Annotated in this window: 16 protein-coding genes; 15 read left to right on the top strand and 1 reads right to left on the bottom strand. The window is 62.3% G+C overall.

What is annotated here, in order from left to right; genetic code table 11:
- From recG to ffh, 12 genes are all read left to right on the top strand, one after another.
- The gene (recG, locus tag AAAX72_RS04170; RefSeq protein ID WP_349129194.1) at window positions 1–2,178 is read left to right on the top strand and encodes an ATP-dependent DNA helicase RecG; all 2,178 of its coding nucleotides are present in this window, start codon (window positions 1–3) and stop codon (window positions 2,176–2,178) included.
- Entirely contained in the window at window positions 2,175–2,819 is a 645-nt protein-coding gene (gene rsmD, locus AAAX72_RS04165; protein WP_349129192.1) for a 16S rRNA (guanine(966)-N(2))-methyltransferase RsmD, read from the top strand. The genes recG and rsmD overlap by 4 nt, the downstream gene beginning before the upstream one ends.
- Window positions 2,812–3,309, top strand: coding sequence for a pantetheine-phosphate adenylyltransferase (gene coaD, locus AAAX72_RS04160; protein ID WP_118376690.1), 498 nt, complete (start codon window positions 2,812–2,814; stop codon window positions 3,307–3,309). Before rsmD ends, coaD begins: the two co-directional genes overlap by 8 nt.
- A gap of 68 nt (window positions 3,310–3,377) precedes the next feature.
- Window positions 3,378–3,875, top strand: coding sequence for a hypothetical protein (locus tag AAAX72_RS04155; RefSeq protein WP_022094019.1), 498 nt, complete (start codon window positions 3,378–3,380; stop codon window positions 3,873–3,875).
- Window positions 3,875–4,429, top strand: coding sequence for a DUF177 domain-containing protein (locus tag AAAX72_RS04150; RefSeq protein ID WP_349129190.1), 555 nt, complete (start codon window positions 3,875–3,877; stop codon window positions 4,427–4,429). The genes AAAX72_RS04155 and AAAX72_RS04150 overlap by 1 nt, the downstream gene beginning before the upstream one ends.
- A 64-nt stretch (window positions 4,430–4,493) precedes the next feature.
- The gene (gene rpmF / locus AAAX72_RS04145) at window positions 4,494–4,673 is read left to right on the top strand and encodes a 50S ribosomal protein L32 (RefSeq protein WP_022094017.1); all 180 of its coding nucleotides are present in this window, start codon (window positions 4,494–4,496) and stop codon (window positions 4,671–4,673) included.
- 88 nt (window positions 4,674–4,761) lie between these two features.
- On the top strand, window positions 4,762–5,781 hold the full coding sequence (gene plsX, locus AAAX72_RS04140) for a phosphate acyltransferase PlsX (protein ID WP_349129189.1): 1,020 nt from the start codon (window positions 4,762–4,764) through the stop codon (window positions 5,779–5,781).
- 114 nt (window positions 5,782–5,895) lie between these two features.
- Window positions 5,896–6,138: an acyl carrier protein gene (locus AAAX72_RS04135; RefSeq protein WP_035138134.1), complete on the top strand. Its 243-nt coding sequence runs from the start codon at window positions 5,896–5,898 to the stop codon at window positions 6,136–6,138.
- Window positions 6,139–6,141: 3 nt separating this feature from the next.
- Window positions 6,142–6,867 (top strand): ribonuclease III, encoded by a 726-nt coding sequence (gene rnc / locus AAAX72_RS04130; protein WP_349129188.1) that lies wholly within the window; start codon window positions 6,142–6,144, stop codon window positions 6,865–6,867.
- Between the two features lie 10 nt (window positions 6,868–6,877).
- Window positions 6,878–10,414: a chromosome segregation protein SMC gene (smc, locus tag AAAX72_RS04125; protein WP_349129186.1), complete on the top strand. Its 3,537-nt coding sequence runs from the start codon at window positions 6,878–6,880 to the stop codon at window positions 10,412–10,414.
- Entirely contained in the window at window positions 10,414–11,331 is a 918-nt protein-coding gene (gene ftsY / locus AAAX72_RS04120) for a signal recognition particle-docking protein FtsY (RefSeq protein WP_349129184.1), read from the top strand. The genes smc and ftsY overlap by 1 nt, the downstream gene beginning before the upstream one ends.
- Window positions 11,332–11,341: 10 nt before the next feature.
- Window positions 11,342–12,817: a signal recognition particle protein gene (gene ffh, locus AAAX72_RS04115; RefSeq protein ID WP_349114574.1), complete on the top strand. Its 1,476-nt coding sequence runs from the start codon at window positions 11,342–11,344 to the stop codon at window positions 12,815–12,817.
- Between the two features lie 120 nt (window positions 12,818–12,937).
- On the opposite strand, the gene AAAX72_RS04110 is transcribed toward ffh, so the two are convergent.
- Window positions 12,938–13,702, bottom strand: coding sequence for a NifB/NifX family molybdenum-iron cluster-binding protein (locus AAAX72_RS04110; protein ID WP_349129182.1), 765 nt, complete (start codon window positions 13,700–13,702; stop codon window positions 12,938–12,940).
- Window positions 13,703–13,868: 166 nt separating this feature from the next.
- Between AAAX72_RS04110 and thyA the strand changes: the two genes are divergently transcribed.
- The 3 genes from thyA to AAAX72_RS04095 all read left to right on the top strand — a co-directional run bounded on the left by thyA (window position 13,869) and on the right by AAAX72_RS04095 (window position 16,269).
- A complete protein-coding gene (gene thyA, locus AAAX72_RS04105; protein WP_349129180.1) occupies window positions 13,869–14,717 on the top strand; it encodes a thymidylate synthase in 849 nt (282 codons plus the stop codon).
- A gap of 9 nt (window positions 14,718–14,726) precedes the next feature.
- Window positions 14,727–15,245, top strand: coding sequence for a dihydrofolate reductase (locus AAAX72_RS04100; protein ID WP_349129179.1), 519 nt, complete (start codon window positions 14,727–14,729; stop codon window positions 15,243–15,245).
- Window positions 15,246–15,354: 109 nt separating this feature from the next.
- Window positions 15,355–16,269 carry an RNA methyltransferase gene (locus AAAX72_RS04095; protein WP_195503179.1) on the top strand — a complete coding sequence of 305 codons (915 nt, stop codon included), beginning with the start codon at window positions 15,355–15,357 and terminating at the stop codon, window positions 16,267–16,269.
- The last annotated feature ends 111 nt before the right edge of the window (window positions 16,270–16,380 follow it).

The following is a 16,380-nucleotide window of genomic DNA, read 5'->3' as shown; positions in this document are numbered from 1 at the left end:
ATGTCCGAGCTGTGCTCCGTGCCGCGCGTCTCGGAGCGCTTTGCCCAGAGCAATGCGCTCGACGAGGATATCGCGCGACTCAAATATGTTTCGGGTAAACGTGAGGAGGCCCTTCGCCGTCTGGGAATTCAGACGGTGGGGGACCTCCTTCTCCATATCCCTCATCGATATCTGGACTTTACGCGCTCCTGGTCCATCGAGATGGCGCCCATCGGTACCGTGTGCACGATTGTCGCCACGGTCGATCGTATCGTCCAAAAACAGCCCCGCCCGCGTATGCAGGTGACCGAGGTCTCGCTGGTGGACGAGACGGGCGTGCTGCAGGTCGCCTTTTTCCGTCAGCCCTGGATTGCCCAGCAGTTTAAGCAGGGAGACCGCCTGGCCGTGATGGGTAAGGTCGAGTTTGCCTACGGCTTTAAGCAGATGGCCTCTCCGCATTTCGAAAAGCTCGAGGAGGGGCGTGCCGCGGGCACCATTCTGCCGGTCCATTACGTGAGTGATGGCGTGAGCCAGGCGTGGATGCGCCGCATCGTTAGCGGCGCGCTCGAGGTCGTCGGCAATCCCTTCGATCCGATTCCCGCACGTTTGCGCGTCAAGCGCCGCCTGATGAGCAATGCTCGTGCGCTGCGCTCAATTCACTTTCCATCGAGCATGGCCGAGCGCGATATCGCGCGTCGTCGCCTTGCCTACGAGGAGTGCCTCTGCCTTCAGCTGGCGCTGCGCCTGCGCAACGACGGCGGCCTGGTCGAAGTCGCTCCCTACGCCCATGCCGCGGGCGAGCACCTGGCAGCGCTCAAGGAAGCCCTGCCGTTTTCGCTGAGTGACGAGCAGGAGGCCGCATTCCAAGACATCCTGCACGACATGTGCGATGGCGGGCGCGTGATGAACCGCCTGCTGCTGGGCGACGTCGGTACCGGCAAGACGGCCGTCGCCGCCTGCGCGCTGGCTGTCTCGGCCGATTCGGGTACTCAGTCCTGCGTTATGGCGCCTACGGGCGTGCTGGCGCGCCAATATGCCGATAAGACCGGCCCCTTGCTCTCGCAGGCTGGCATGTCCTGGGCGCTCCTGACGGGTGCCACGCCGGCGGCCGAGCGCGAGCGGATCCATGCGCAGTTGGAATCGGGCGAGCTCGACGTCCTCTTTGGCACTCACGCGGTCCTTTCGGATGACGTGGCGTTTAAGCATCTGTCGCTTGTCGTTATCGACGAGCAGCACCGCTTTGGTGTGGGCCAGCGCAATGCCCTGCGTGCCAAGGGGCCGGGTGCCGATCTGCTCGTTATGACGGCGACGCCGATCCCGCGCACGTTGGCGCTCTCGGTCTACGGCGACCTGGATACGAGCATCATCCGCCATCGACCTGTTCCGGGGGCGGGCGTTACGACACGCGTGCTCACCGAGTCGAGCCGCGACCTGGCCTACGGCGCCATTCGCGAGGCGCATGAAAAGGGTCAGCAGGCCTACGTGATTTGCCCGCTCGTGGAGCCGAGTGACTCGGTCGATGAGCTTGAAGACGTGCCTGGTATTGCCCGCGACGACGAGGGCCGGGTGACCGTGCCTGTGCCGCTGCACGATACGGCAACCGAGCTCGACCGACTGCGCCTGGCGTTGCCGGGACTTACCATCGAACGCCTTCACGGCCGCATGCCGGCGGGGGAGAAGGACCGCGTGATCGCTGCCTTCAAGCGTGGTGAGATCGACGTGCTCGTCTCGACCACGGTGGTCGAGGTGGGCGTCGACGTGCCCAACGCCACCGTCATGGTCATCGAGAACGGTGAGCGCTTTGGCTTGGCGGCCCTGCACCAGCTGCGCGGTCGCGTAGGCCGCGGCAGCGTGTCGGGCACCTGCCTGGTCATGACGCACTCCAAGGGCAATGGCGGCGCATCGGCGGCTCAAGACCGCCTCCAGTCGCTCGAAAAGACCTCGGACGGCTTTACGCTCGCCCAGATGGACCTGCGTCTGCGCCACGAGGGCGAGATCCTGGGCTACCGTCAGCATGGCGGTGTGACCCTGCGCTTTGTGGACCTGGACGCCGATGAGGATCTTATCGAATGGGCCCATTTGGACGCGGTCGAACTCTTGCGGTATGCTTGCAACCTTGACTCCGTGGCGACGCGTCCCTTGCGCGATGCGGTCGCCACGCGTTATCGACATATCTTTAAGGAGGTCAGCGGAGGATGAGAATCATCGGCGGTGAATGGCGCGGCCGCAAGATCGAAGAGCCGCGTGGGCGCGATGTCACCCGTCCTACGACCGATCGCGTGCGCGAGGCATGTGCATCCATGGTCATGTCGGCGTTCGATTTCGATTTGGACGAGGTTCGCGTGCTGGATGCCTTTGGCGGCTCCGGTGCCCTGGGTATCGAGATGCTCTCGCGTGGCGCCCGCTCGCTCACCACGTTCGAGATCGATCGCAATGCCGCCCGTCTGATCACCAAGAATATCGAGTCGCTGTGCCGCGACCGCTCGCGCTGGCGCGTCGTTACCGGTGATGTGCTGGCGAGTGCTTCGCGCGGCCGTGTACCGGGCGGCCCCTTCGATCTGGTCCTGCTCGATCCGCCGTATGCTTTTGGCGCCGAGCCGGTCGAGGAGCTGCTGCAAAATCTTTCCCAGCAGGGGCTGCTGACGCCCGGGGCCTTTGCCCTGTTTGAGCATGCCGCATCCGATGCGGGCGCTCATCCGGCTGGTTTTGAGACCTTGCGGGAGAAGCGCTACGGCATTACCTCGGTTGACTTGCTGTGCTGGGCGGCCGAGGACGAGAACGACCATGCTGACGAGAACGAAATTGACGAGGATGCGCCTTCGGAGGACACCCATGAATGACACCATCAACCGCGTGATCGTCCCGGGCACCTTTGATCCCATCACCTTTGGCCATATCGACGTAATTCGCAGAGCCCGCCGCATCTTTCCCAGCGTGATTGTCGCCGTGGCCGAATCTCAGGGTAAAAACGGCGTGGGTACCACCTTTATGCTCGACGAGCGCGTGGCGCTGGCCCGCGAGGCCCTCGGCGATTTGGACGGGATCGAGGTACTGCCCTTCACCGGCCTGCTGGTCGACTTTGCACGTGAACAGGGGGCAGGTGCCGTCGTTAAGGGCCTGCGCGCCATGACCGACTTTGAATACGAACTGCAGCAGGCCGACCTCAACTATCGCCTGGATAACGAGCTGGAGTCCATCTTTGTCATGAGTGCTCCGCAGTACGGCTACATTTCGAGTTCGGTGGTGCGCCAGATCGCTTCGCTTGGCAGCGACGTGTCGACGTTTGTGCCGCCCAACGTGGTCGAAGCGCTCAAACATCGCTTTTCATGACGTTTTTTATTGCCTGGTGGCATGTGGTAAACTAACACGATGACATGTTACCTATGAAAGGAGACCGGATGCCGGGCGAGAATTTTCCTGGCGACAGGATCGTGAGTCTTGTCGACGAGCTCGAGGGGCTCATCGAAGAGGCTAAGACGCCGTTCGGCAAGAACGCCCAGATGAAGGTTATCGACGCCGACGTCTTCTTTAACATCCTCGATGAGATCCGCATGAGCTATCCTGAGGAGTGGCAGAAGTCCCGCCGTATCCTCAAAGAGCGCGAGGAGCTTATGGCTTCCGCCGCCGCTCAGGCCGATTCCATTATTGCCGATGCTCAGCAGCAGGCGCTCACCATTGCCGGCGAGCAGGAGATTGTCCGCCTAGCGCAGCAACAGGCCGATGACATTCGCGACCGTGCCCAGCAGTACGAGCGCGAGACGCGCTATGCCGCCGAGGATTACGCCGAGCAGGTCTTTACGCACCTCGAGGAGAACCTCAAGAGCCTGACCGGCACCGTCACCCGTTGCCGTCAGCAGCTCAACGAGGGTGCCGCCCAGCAGAACGGTCAGTGGTAATGGCTGAGTTCCCGAGCGTAACCGTCGATCTTTCCGAGCAGCTCGAGTTTCCCGGAGACTCATATCCGCTGACCGGCAAGGTCGATGTCGCCACCTACATGGTGGGCGAGAAGGAGTACCAGCTGCAGGACGGCATTGCCTACGACGTGGTCTTTACCAACGCCGGTACCGGCGTTCTTCTCTCTGGCATGGTCCGCGCGCACGCCACTGGGGAGTGCGACCGCTGCCTGGAGCCCGCCTCGTTTGATATCGCGGGCGAGATCGAGGAGTTCTACCTCTTTGAGGAGCCCGAGGACCCCGAGGCCTACGAAGACGGCTACGAGTTGCTGGGCGAGGATCGCATCGTCGATCTGGGCGAGCCCATCAACGACGCGGTCGTCATGGACACGCCGTTCGTTGTCCTGTGCAAGCCCGATTGCCGCGGCCTTTGCCCCACCTGCGGCATCAATCTCAACGTCGGGCAATGCGATTGCGCCGCCAAGGCGGAGGCCGAATGGGCCGCTGCCACGGAAAATCCATTTGCAGCATTAAAGAATCTCAAGCTTGACGAGTAAAACTGTGGTAGTATCGCTACTTGCGCGTAATCGCCACACTGGATAGTTCATAAGGAAGGTCACTATGCCCGTACCTAAACAAAAGCAGGGTCGTATCCGCACCCATACCCGTCGTTCCGCCAACATGAAGATCTCGGCTGCGGCTCAGTCCACGTGCCCCCGTTGCGGCGCTGTTAAGCTCCCGCATCACGTGTGCCCCAGCTGCGGTTTCTACAAGGACCGCGAGGTTATCGTTACCGAGTAACTGTCTACTCTGGATGCGATGCCGTTCCAACTGGAACCACAATGGCCGGCTCAATGAGTCGGCCATTTTTGTATAAGGAGTATATGAAATGAGTAACGTTCGCGTTTGTGTAGACGTTGTGGGCGGAGACGAGAAGCCCCAGGTTGTCCTCGACGGTATCGAGGCTGCGCTTGCGGCAGATCCCGAGATCGAGGTCTTGGCCGTCGGTCCCGCCGAAATCGTCAACCCCTTTGCCGCGGCGCATGCCCGCGTAGAGGCTTTGGAGGCCCCCGACGTCATCAGCATGGAGGACGATCCCATCCGCGCCGTGATGACCAAGCGCAAGTCTTCGATTGTGCTTGCATGCCGTGCCATTAAGAAGGGCAATGCGGACGCGTTTTTCTCGGCCGGCTCGACCGGTGCCATGACCGCTGCCGCCACGGCCTACGTTACGCCGTTTAGGTATTTGGCAGAGGGCAAGAAGCAGCCGGTCCGTCCGTGCCTTACCAACGCACTGCCCAATCGTGCCGGCGGCCTGACGGTGCTGTGCGATATGGGCGCCAATCCCGATGTCACGGTGGACGACATGGTGCGCTTCGCCCAGATGGGCGCTGCCTATGCCCGTGTGGTTTTGGGCATCGAGCATCCTCGCGTGGGCCTGCTTGCCAACGGCACCGAGGACGAGAAGGGCTCCAACTTTACCAAGGCCTGTTTCCCTGCTATGAAGGCCGCCGTTCCCGGGTTTGTTGGTAACTGCGAGGGAACGGACATCACCTCAGGTAACTTCGATGTCGTCGTTGCCGATGGCATGTCGGGCAACATTGCGCTCAAGGCTACCGAGGGCGCTGCCAAGTTTTTGCTGCAGGAACTCAAGGGCGCCTTTATGGCCTCGCTCGGCACCAAGATCGCCGCGCTGCTCATCAAAAAGCAGATGCGCGAGATCAAAGCCAAGCTTTCGGGCGACGCCAAGGGCGGCGCGATCCTGCTGGGCCTGCGCGGCGTCGTGTTGATCGGCCACGGTGCTACGTCGGTCGAGGCCGTCAAGAACGGTACGCTTGCCGCGGCCCAGGCCGTACGTGCCGGGCTTGTCCAGGACGTTGCCAATTCCATGGACGGTATCGTTTTATAAAGGCCCCGTTACGTGGCTCAACCTGTACCGCGTGGGGTAGAATCGGAGCCGTATTACAACGCGGCTCCGATTGCCGTGTTGTGTTGTGTTCCATGACATACGAGAGGAAGCGCTATGGATCGCTCCGAAATCTTCGATAAGATCGCCGAAGTCGCCGCTGACGTGCTGGGTGTCGATGTCGCCGACATTAGCGACGAGACCACTTTTGACGATCTCGATGCCGATTCGCTTGAGCGTCTGCAGCTGGTGACGGCCATCGAGGACGAGTTCGACCTCGAAATCGATGACGAGACCCTGCTGTCGCTCAACTCTGTCGCCGACGCCGTCGACGCGATCGAAAACGCCAAGGAGGCCTAAGTCTTGGCTTTGTCTGAACGACTCATGCGCGCCCAGGAGATCCTGGGCCATGAGTTCAATAATAAGGTGCTGCTGCGCGCGGCGCTCACACATCCCTCGGCTGTCGAGGGACAGCCGGTCTCTGCCAGCTATGAGCGCCTTGAGTTTTTGGGCGATTCCATTTTGGGCGCCGTCGTGGCCCGTTCGCTCTTTGAGTCCTATCCCGAGTTTGACGAGGGCAAGCTCACGCGCCTGAAGGTATCCCTTGTCTCGGGCGCCACGCTGTCCGAGGTGTCGCACGAGTTGGGTATCGACGACATCATCATCTTTGGTGCCTCCGAGACCGGTACCGGCGCGCGCGGCCTGCACTCGGCGCTCGAGAACGTCTACGAGTCGCTCGTGGGTGCACTGTATCTGGATGCCGGCTGGGATGTTGCGGCGGAGTTTATCCATCGTACGCTCAAGCCGCACCTGGCCTCCGAGCGTGCCGAGCACCCCGCGAACCCCAAGTCGTTCTTGCAGGAGTGCGTGCAGGCAGATGGCCACGAGCCTCCCGCGTATAAGCTGGTCGGCTCCGAGGGCCCCGCGCATGCGCCCACCTTTACCGCTGTGGTGCTCATCGACGGTATTCGCCAGGGCCGCGGCACCGGTTCCTCCAAGAAGGAGGCCGAGGCGGCCGCTGCGCTCGAGGCGCTCGACCGCATGGGCTACACCACCAACGGCGTGATTCTCAACAAGAAGCCTGTCTAAGCGAGGAACCGTGTATCTCAAGTCCCTCACGCTCAAAGGGTTCAAGTCGTTTGCCGACCGCGCCCATATGTCATTTGAGCCGGGCCTGACCGTCATCGTCGGTCCCAACGGCTCGGGAAAATCGAACATCTCCGACTCGATTCTGTGGGTCCTGGGCGAGCAGAGCGCCAAGCAGCTGCGCGGCCAGGCCATGGAGGACGTCATCTTCTCGGGTTCGTCGGCGCGCAAGCCGGTGGGTGTCGCCGAGGTCACCCTGGTGCTCGATAACTCGGACCATATGCTGCCCGTCGACTTTGACGAGGTCGCCATCACCCGTCGTATGTATCGCTCGGGCGAAAGCGAGTACCTCATCAACTCGAGCCCGTGCCGCCTGATGGACATTCAGGACATTCTGCACGATTCGGGTCTGGGCAAGGATACGCATTCCATCATTAGCCAGGGAAAGCTCGATGCCATTTTGCAGAGCCGCCCCGAGGAGCGCCGCGCCCTGGTCGAGGAGGCTGCCGGCATCTCCAAGCACAAGCGCCGCAAGGAGCGTGCGCTCAAAAAGATTAAATCGATGGACGAGCACCTGACCCGTGCCCGCGATATCAATAAGGAGATTGCTCGTCAGCTGCGGCCGCTGGAGCGTCAGGTCGATCGCGCGCGCAAGTATAAAGAGCTGTCCTCGCGCGCGAACGAGCTTACGCAGATGCTGGCCGTCGACGAACTTCGTTCGCTGCAGTCGCAGTGGAACGACCTGGAGAGCCGCTCTAAGGAGGGCGCTGCCGAGCTTGAGCTTGCGCAGTACCGCTTGAGCGAAAAGGAGCGTGAGCTCGAGAAGCTCCAGGTCATGCTCGAGGAAAAGGGCCTGTTTGTGGGCGATCTGGGCGAGCAGCGCCGCCATATGCAAGACGTGGTCGGCCGCATTAACTCAGATATGCGCCTGCTCGAGGAAAAGGGCCACAACATGGTGTCGCGCCTGTCAGACATGCGCGGCCAGATCTCGAGCTCCGAGCATCAGCGCCGTCGCGTGGTCGAGGAGCTCGAGGATGCGCGTGCCCAGCTTGAGGAAGTGACCGGTGCGCACATGCAGGCCCAGGACGACGTTGATGCCGCCGGTCCAGCCGCCGCCCAGCTCCACGAGCGTCGCGTTGCGCTTGACAATCAGATTTCGCAGTTTACGCGCGAGCAGCGCGATGTGCAGCGTGTGGCCGATAACGCCGCGCTCGAGCTTGCCAAGGTGAAGGACTCGCTGAGCAACGCCGAGGTTGAGGACAACATGTACGCCTCGCGCTTGGAGCAGATCGACGAGCAGCTCGAGGAGGTCACGGCCTCGCTCGAGAGCCGTCGCGACCGCGCTGAGGAGCTCGACGGCGCGCTTGATCAGGCCCGCCAGGCCCAGGTCGATGCGCGCGAGGCCACCGAGGTCACTCGTGCGGCCCTTAAAGACTTGCGTGCCCGCGAGAGCGAGGCACGCAACAAGCTGTCCGAGGTTCGCTCGGAGCTTGCCAGCCAAAAGAAGCTCGATGCCCGCTTGGCCGATAGCTCGCCGCTGGTGAGTCGTCTGGTGGGCGCGCTGGGTGATGATGTTTCGGGTCGTCTGGGCGACGTGCTCGAGGCCCCTCGTGAGCTCGAGAGCCTGGTCGAGCAGCTGCTTGCCGGCGATATCGATGCCCTGTTGTTTGATGACGCCGCCACGCTTGAGCGTGCCGGTCGTGCGGCTCTGGACCAAAAGAAGGCCTCGGGCGAGGCGCTGCTGATGGCTCGCGGCGTGAGCGGCGGTGCTGCAGCTAGGGGCGCTGCCGGTTCGCGTCTGGTCGATCGCCTGTCCGTGCGCTCCGGTTATGGCCCGGTTGTCGAGGCGCTGCTCGGCGGCTATTACGTGGTCGATGACTTGGCTGCCGCGCTGGCCGCGCCTGTCGTTGACGGTGTGACCTATGTGACTCCCGATGGCGCCCGCGTGAGCTGTGGCGGCCTGGTTCGCGTGGGGCTCGATGCCGGCGAGGCTTCGGGTGCCTTGGAGCGCAAGCGTCGTATCCGTGAGCTGGAGGGCCTGGAGCCCGATCTCGCTGCCGTGTTTGAGCACGTGTCGGATCAGGTTGTCGAGGCCAATGCGGCCGTCGAGGAGGCGCGTGCCGCCGAGGGCGATGCCGCCGGCGAGATCGCCCGTCTTGAGGGCGAGCGCCGCTCGCTGCTCTCCGAAATCGGCCGCTTGGAGCAAAGCGCCAACAATGCCGAGGTCGAGCGCGTGCGCATCTCTAAACGCCGCGAGCAGGCCGCCGAGGCCGTTCGCGCTGCGCGTCCGCGCGTTGACGAGCTCACCCGTTCGCGCGACGAGGCCCGTGCGCAGGCAAGCGACCTGGGTCTCCAGATTGCCGAAGCCAATGACGAGCTCGATCGCGTCCGCCGTGACGATTCCGAGGCAGCCGGCAAGCTCGCCGATGCCAAGGTCCGCCTGGCCCAGACGAGCGAGCGTCTGCGTTCGCTGAAGGGCCGCGTGCCCGATCTGGAGCATCGCCTGGAGGGCATCGACCGCCGTATCCGCGGAACGCGCCAGGCTTCGCGTTCACTCGAGCTGTTGCGCCTGCGCGTCGACCCCATGCACGAGCGCTATTCGGCCCTGCTGGAGCGCGCGTCGGATTGGGCTGCGCGTCTGCGTGACCAGGCTTCGCTCGAGGAGGCGGATTCGGCCTCGCTCAAGAAGACCATCGAAGACGCCAAGGCCGAGGTCTCCCGCGCCAAGGAGCGGGTCGATGCCGCCACCGCGACGCAAAACGAGTTCAAGGTCGCACGCGGCAAGCTCGAGGTGCAGGTGGAGGCGGCCATCAAGGCCATTACCGCCGATGGCACCACGGTGCTCGAGGAAGCGCTCATGCTTCCTGCGCCTACCGACCGCGACGCCGCCGAGCGCGAGCTCAACCAGCTCGTGCGCCAGATCAACAACCTGGGCCCTGTGAACCAGGTTGCCATGGAGGAGTACGAGCAGCTTAAGCGTCGCGCCGATTACATCGAGGAGCAACTGGCCGATTTGGAGAGCGCGCGTAAGGCGCTCACCAAGATTACCGTTGCCATCGACCGTAAGATGCGCAAAGCCTTCCTGGTGACCTTTGAGAAGGTCGATGCGAATTTCCGCGAGATCTTCGCCATGCTGTTCCCGGGCGGCCAGGCACATCTGGAGATGACCGACCCCGAGCATCCGGCCGAGACGGGCATCGAGGTCGTGGCGCAGCCGCGCGGCAAGCGCATCACCAAGATGATGCTCATGTCGGGCGGCGAGAAGAGCCTGACGGCGCTCGCTCTGCTCTTTGCCGTGTATCGCACGCGCACGGTGCCGTTCTATGTGCTGGATGAGGTCGAGGCGGCGCTCGACGACGCTAACCTGTCCAAGCTCATCGGCGCACTCGACGTGCTGCGTTCCGATACGCAGCTCTTGGTTATCTCGCATCAGCGCCGTACTATGGAGGACGCTGACGTCCTCTACGGCGTCTCGATGCAAGCCGACGGCGTCAGTCGCGTCGTCTCGCAAAAACTCGATCGCGAAACCGGAAAGGTCGTGAATGCATAATGGGATTCTTCGATGCTCTCTCGCGCGGACTTGAGCGCAGCCGCGAGGCCCTCAACGAGGTCTTTTACTTTGGCGGCGAGGTCGACGAGGATTTTTGGGAGGACCTAGAGGATACTCTCGTCATGGGTGACATGGGTGCCGAGGTCGCCATCCAGGTCTCCGATGACCTGCGCGATGCCGCGGCCAAGAAGAACCTCAAGACCGCCCCGCAGCTCCGCCGCGCCCTGGCCGAGCAGCTCGAGCAGCATTTTGTGCCCGTCGAGCGCGATCCGTTCGCCGACACGCCGAGCTGCGTGCTGTTTGTGGGCATTAACGGTGCCGGCAAGACCACGACGGTCGGCAAGATCGCGAGTGCCATGGCTGCCCGCGGCAAGAACGTCGTGATCGGTTCTGCGGACACATTCCGCGCCGCCGCCATCGAGCAGCTCGATGTGTGGGGCCAGCGCGCCGGCGTCCCCGTCATCAAGCGCGACCGCGGCTCAGACCCGGCAAGCGTTTGCTACGACGTGCTCGACGAGGCCGACAAACGCGGCAGCGACCTGGTGCTTATCGACACCGCCGGCCGTCTGCACACGAGCCCCGAGCTCATGCGCGAGCTTGCCAAGGTGGTCAACGTGACGCGTAAGCGCGCCGCCAATATGGCCGCCGGCCCCATGCCCGTCTCGGTCGTACTCGTAATCGATGCCGCGACAGGCCAAAACGGTCTGAACCAGGCGCTTGAGTTTAACGAGGCGTTGGGTCTGGACGGTATTATCATGACAAAGTTGGACGGCACGGCTAAGGGTGGCATCGCCATGGCCGTGGCCGAGAAGCTCAAGCTCCCGATCCTGCGCATCGGCGTGGGCGAGCAGGTCGATGACCTGCAAGAATTCAATGCCAAAGATTTCTGCCGCGCCCTGGTGGGCGAGTCCAATTAAGGAGTGACTAGTGTTTGATTCTCTGAGCGATCGCCTCAACGACACATTTGACCGCCTGCGCGGCAAGGGTAAGCTTACCGAGGCCGATATCACCTCGGCCATGCGCGACATTCGCATGGCGCTGCTCGAGGCCGACGTCAACTTCAAGGTCGTTAAGGAGTTCGTCGCCAAGACCAAGGAGCGCTGCATGACCGCCGAGGTCATGGAGTCGCTGTCGCCGGCGCAAAACGTCGTCAAGATCGTGCTCGACGAGCTCACCGAGATGCTTGGCTCCACCGAGAGCAAGCTCGTCTTTAGCAACCGCATTCCCAATGTCATCATGCTCGTGGGCCTGCAGGGCTCCGGTAAGACTACGGCGGCCGTAAAGCTGGCCTACCTGCTCAAGAAGCAGGGCCGCTCGCCTCTGCTCGCCGCGTGCGACGTCTACCGTCCCGCAGCTGCCGACCAGCTGGCCACGCTCGGTGGAGAGATCGGCGTTCCGGTCTTCCGCGGTGACGGCGAGCATCCGGTCGACATCGCCAAGGGCGCCATCCAGGAGGCCGTCGACCACCTGCGCGATGTGGTCATCGTCGATACCGCCGGCCGCCTGCAGATCGACGAGCAGATGATGCAGGAGGCCGTGGACATCAAGAAGGCCGTCAAGCCCGATCAGGTGCTGATGGTCGTCGATGCCATGACCGGCCAGGATATCGTCAACGTCGTCTCGACCTTTGCCGAGCGCACCGACTTTGACGGAGTGATCATCTCCAAGCTCGACGGCGATGCCCGTGGCGGCGGCGCGCTTTCCGTGCGCCAGGTGACCGGCAAGCCCATCAAGTTCGTGAGCATGGGCGAGAAGCCCGATTCGCTGGAGCCGTTCTATCCCGATCGTATGGCCAAGCGCATTCTTGGCATGGGCGACGTTGTCGGCATCATCGAGAAGGCCCAGGAGGCGGCTGACGCCGAGCAGCTCGAGGCTGCCGAGCGCATGCTGCGCGAGGGCTTTACCATGAACGACATGCTCGACCAGATGAAGGCCGTCAAGAAGATGGGCGGCATGAAGGGCATTCTGGGTATGCTTCCCGGCGGCCAGCGCGCACTCAACCAGATGGGTGGCAACCTGGACGAGGGCATCTTCGATAAGAACGAGGCCATCATCATGTCGATGACCAAGGAGGAGCGCCTGCGTCCCTCCATCATCAACGGCCAGCGTCGCGCCCGCATCGCCAAGGGTGCCGGTGTGACCCCCACCGAGGTCAACAGCCTTATGAAGCAGTGGGGCGAGATGAATAAGATGATGGGCCGCATGCGCACGATGGCCAATCAGGCGCAGGCCGGCGGCAAGAAGGGCAAAAAGGGTAAGAAGGGCAAGAGGATGCGCATGCCCAATATCCCTGGCCTGGACGCTATGGGTCTGGGCGGCATGGGCGGCCTGGGAACGGGCGGCCCCAAGTCCGATATGGATCTGCTGCGCCAGATGGAAGCGCAGATGCGCAATAAGAAATAGGGCTGTAATTCCAGCTTGATATGGCAAAGGCCACTCGGAAGCTACCGGGTGGCCTTTGTTGTTGGCTTTGATTGCTGGGTTGCGTTCAGCGTCGCACCCCGAGCTCGCGGTGCCGTGCCGTTAGTGGCAGCCGCAGCCCTCGTGGCCCTCGTGCTCGTGATGGCCGTGGCAGCCGCAGGACTCGCCATGCTCGTGGGTGTGCTCGTGGTCGTGGCCATGGCAGTCGCAGGTGGCCTCGCCGGTCTGAGCGAGCGTGCCGGCAATGAGGGCCTCGACGCAGGCGTCGCAGCTGCCCTGGGCGCCTGCATAGACCGTGATGCCGGCCTGGGTGAGCGCGTTGATGGCGCCGCCGCCGATACCACCGCAGATGAGCGTGTCAACGCCGCCGTTGGCAAGCAGGCCCGCTAAGGCGCCGTGACCGGTGCCGCCGGTGCCTACGACCTGCTCGTTGAGCACCTTGCCGTCCTGGATGTCGTAGATCTTGAACTGCTCTGTGCGGCCAAAGTGCATAAAGATGTTGCCGTTGTCGTACGTCGTTGCCACCCTCATGGTGCCGACCTCCTTTGCTGGCCATGCGGCCGTCGTCGTGGTGATGGGGGAGTATGCGATATTGCCGCCCTCGATACTGAGAGCCCGCCCGTTGACCAGCGCGTTTGCCACCTTGCGATGTGCGCGGCTGCAGATGGCCGCCACGGTGGCTCGAGCGACGCCCATTTGCTGGGCGACGGCCTCTTGATTGAGGCCTTCCAGGTCGCATAGGCGCAGGACCTCGAGCTCGTCGACCGTCATATCGATAGCGTCTCCGCTGGCAAGGCCATCGGGGGTAAAGCCGCGATATTCGGGGATGATCCCAACGCGGCGCAGTTTTTCGCGTCTCCCTGCCATACACTCTCCAAATCTGACATATGTCAACAATAGAATAGCGAACGTGCCGATTTGCGCAAGGAATTTCCGTCATATGTCAGAAAATGAGGGCTTATGTTTGGGCTGTGGGGCCGCGTGCGCCTGGGCTACAATAAATCTTGCTTGTAGGCGACTGACAGGAGGGTCAATGAGCAAGGCTGATCAACAGTTTGTAACCATGTGCCGCGATATCTTGGACCATGGCACCACCACCGAGGGCCAAAAGGTCCGCCCGGTGTGGGAGGACGGCACCCCTGCCTATACCATTAAAAACTTTGGCGTCACGGCGCGCTACGACCTGCGCGAGGAGTTCCCCGCGCTCACCCTGCGTCGCACGGCGCTTAAGTCTGCCATGGATGAGATCTTGTGGATCTATCAAAAGAAGTCCAATAACGTCCATGACCTCAACAGCCATATCTGGGACGAGTGGGCCGACGAGACCGGCTCCATCGGCAAGGCCTACGGGTACCAGATTGGCCAGAAAAGCCATTATGCCGAGGGCGATTTCGACCAGATGGACCGTGTGCTGTACGATCTTAAGCACACACCGTACAGTCGCCGCATCATGACCAACACGTATGTGTTTAGCGACCTGTCCGAGATGCACCTGTATCCGTGCGCGTACAGCGTGACCTATAACGTCACGCAGCGCCCGCAGGACGATAAGCCAACACTCAATATGATTCTCAACCAGCGCAGTCAGGACATTTTGGCCGCGAACAACTGGAATGTGTGCCAGTACGCCATCTTTCTGATGATGGTCGCGCAGTCGGTCGATATGATTCCCGGTGAGCTGCTGCATGTGATTGCCGATGCCCACATTTACGACCGTCATGTCGATATTGTCCGTGAACTTATCGAGCGTCCGCAGTTTGCGGCGCCCAAGGTAACGCTTAACCCCGACGTGCACGATTTCTATGCGTTTACGACCGATGACCTCATCGTTGAGGGCTACGAGCACGGCCCGCAGGTCAAGAACATTCCCATTGCGGTGTAGGTGGCGCTCATGACGTGTAAGCTTTCTGCCATCGTCGCCGTGTGTGACGACTGGGGCATTGGGTGCGAGGGCGATATGGTGGTGTCTAATCGCGCCGACATGCGCCATTTTGTGGCGTGCACCAAAGGTTGCCCGGTCATTATGGGGCGCAAGACCCTGCTGAGTTTTCCCGGCGGGCGTCCGCTCAAGAACCGCCGCAATATCGTGCTCACCCGCGACGAGAGCTTTGCTCCCGAGGGCGTCGACGTGGTGCATAGCATCGACGAAGCGCTCGCCGCGGTTGCCGATGAACGCGTTGCGTGGGTGATTGGCGGCGGCGAGGTATATCGACAGTTTTTGCCGTATTGCGTCGAGGCCGAGGTTACGCACAACCATTGCACTCATGCCGTGGACACGTACTTTCCCGATTTGGACGCCGATCCCGCGTGGGAGATTGCGTGGCGTGGCGGTGTTGCCACGATTGCCTCGGGCGAGGGCGACGAGGGTGTCGATTATGAGTTCGTGACGTATCGTCGCGTTGAGGCGTAAATCGCCTGGCGTGAACGGTATTATCGGGTTGATTGAATGTATGGGGCGGCGCTTAGCGTCGCCTCGTTTGGTATAGATGTGCTGTAAAGAAGGGTGCGGGCAGGCTGCTATGACTGATGCCGTTGAGGTTCTGCGAATTGATTCGCTCGAGGACGAGCGGCTCGATGCCTACGTGCGACTGACCGAGCGTGAGCTGCGCTGCGTGCTAGAGCCGCAAAAGGGCATCTTTATCGCCGAGAGTGCCAAGGTTATTGAGCGTGCGGTGCGTGCCGGATACGAGCCGGTGAGCTTTCTTTTGGGCGAACGCTGGCTCGACCAGATGATGCCGCTGTTTGAGCGCCTGGTTGTGCGCGAGGGCGCAGGTCCGGTTCCTGTGTTCGTGGCTTCCATGGAACTCATGGAGCAGCTGACGGGCTTTAACGTGACGCGCGGTGCGCTCGCGGCGTTTCGTCGCCCGCGGCAGATTCCGGTTGATGAGTTCTTGGGTGGCGTCGTCGAGGCGGCGGGGGAGCGCCCGGTGCGCGTGTGCGTGCTCGAGGGTATTGTCGACCACACGAACGTGGGTGCGATTTTCCGCTCGGCCGCCGCGCTCAATGTCGACGGTATTTTGGTCAGTCCGACGTGCTGCGACCCGCTGTACCGTCGCTCGGCCCGCGTGAGCATGGGCACGGTGTTTCAGGTGCCGTGGACGCGTATTGGCAGCGAGGCTCGTGTGTGGCCGCACGATGGCCTGGCGGCACTGCACGAAGCCGGTTTTTCGTGCGCTGCGATGGCGCTGACGGACGACTCCGTTTCGCTGGACGATCCTGCGCTGCAGGAGGTTGATCGCCTGGCGATCTTTATGGGCACCGAGGGTGCCGGCCTGGGCGCCAAGACTATCGCGGGCTGCGACCGAGCCGTGCGCATTCCGATGGCGCACGGGGTCGATTCGCTCAACGTGGCCGCGGCGAGTGCCGTCGCCTTTTGGCAGCTGTGCCCGCACGTGAGCAACGAGTATCACTACCAGCCGGGGCTGTATCACTAGGCAGATAGTTTGCACCGGGCTCTGACTCGGGGTGTTTCGGTCGACGTCGGTCGGTGCTAAGCTGCTATTAGCTTAGGTCTTTAATTACTGTTTTGTCGGTTGACGTACGCT

Source organism: Collinsella sp. CLA-ER-H8, assembly GCF_040092335.1.
GTDB lineage: Bacteria > Actinomycetota > Coriobacteriia > Coriobacteriales > Coriobacteriaceae > Collinsella.
Note: the sequence above shows the minus strand (reverse complement) of the source record. Positions and strands in the feature narration are given on the sequence as shown.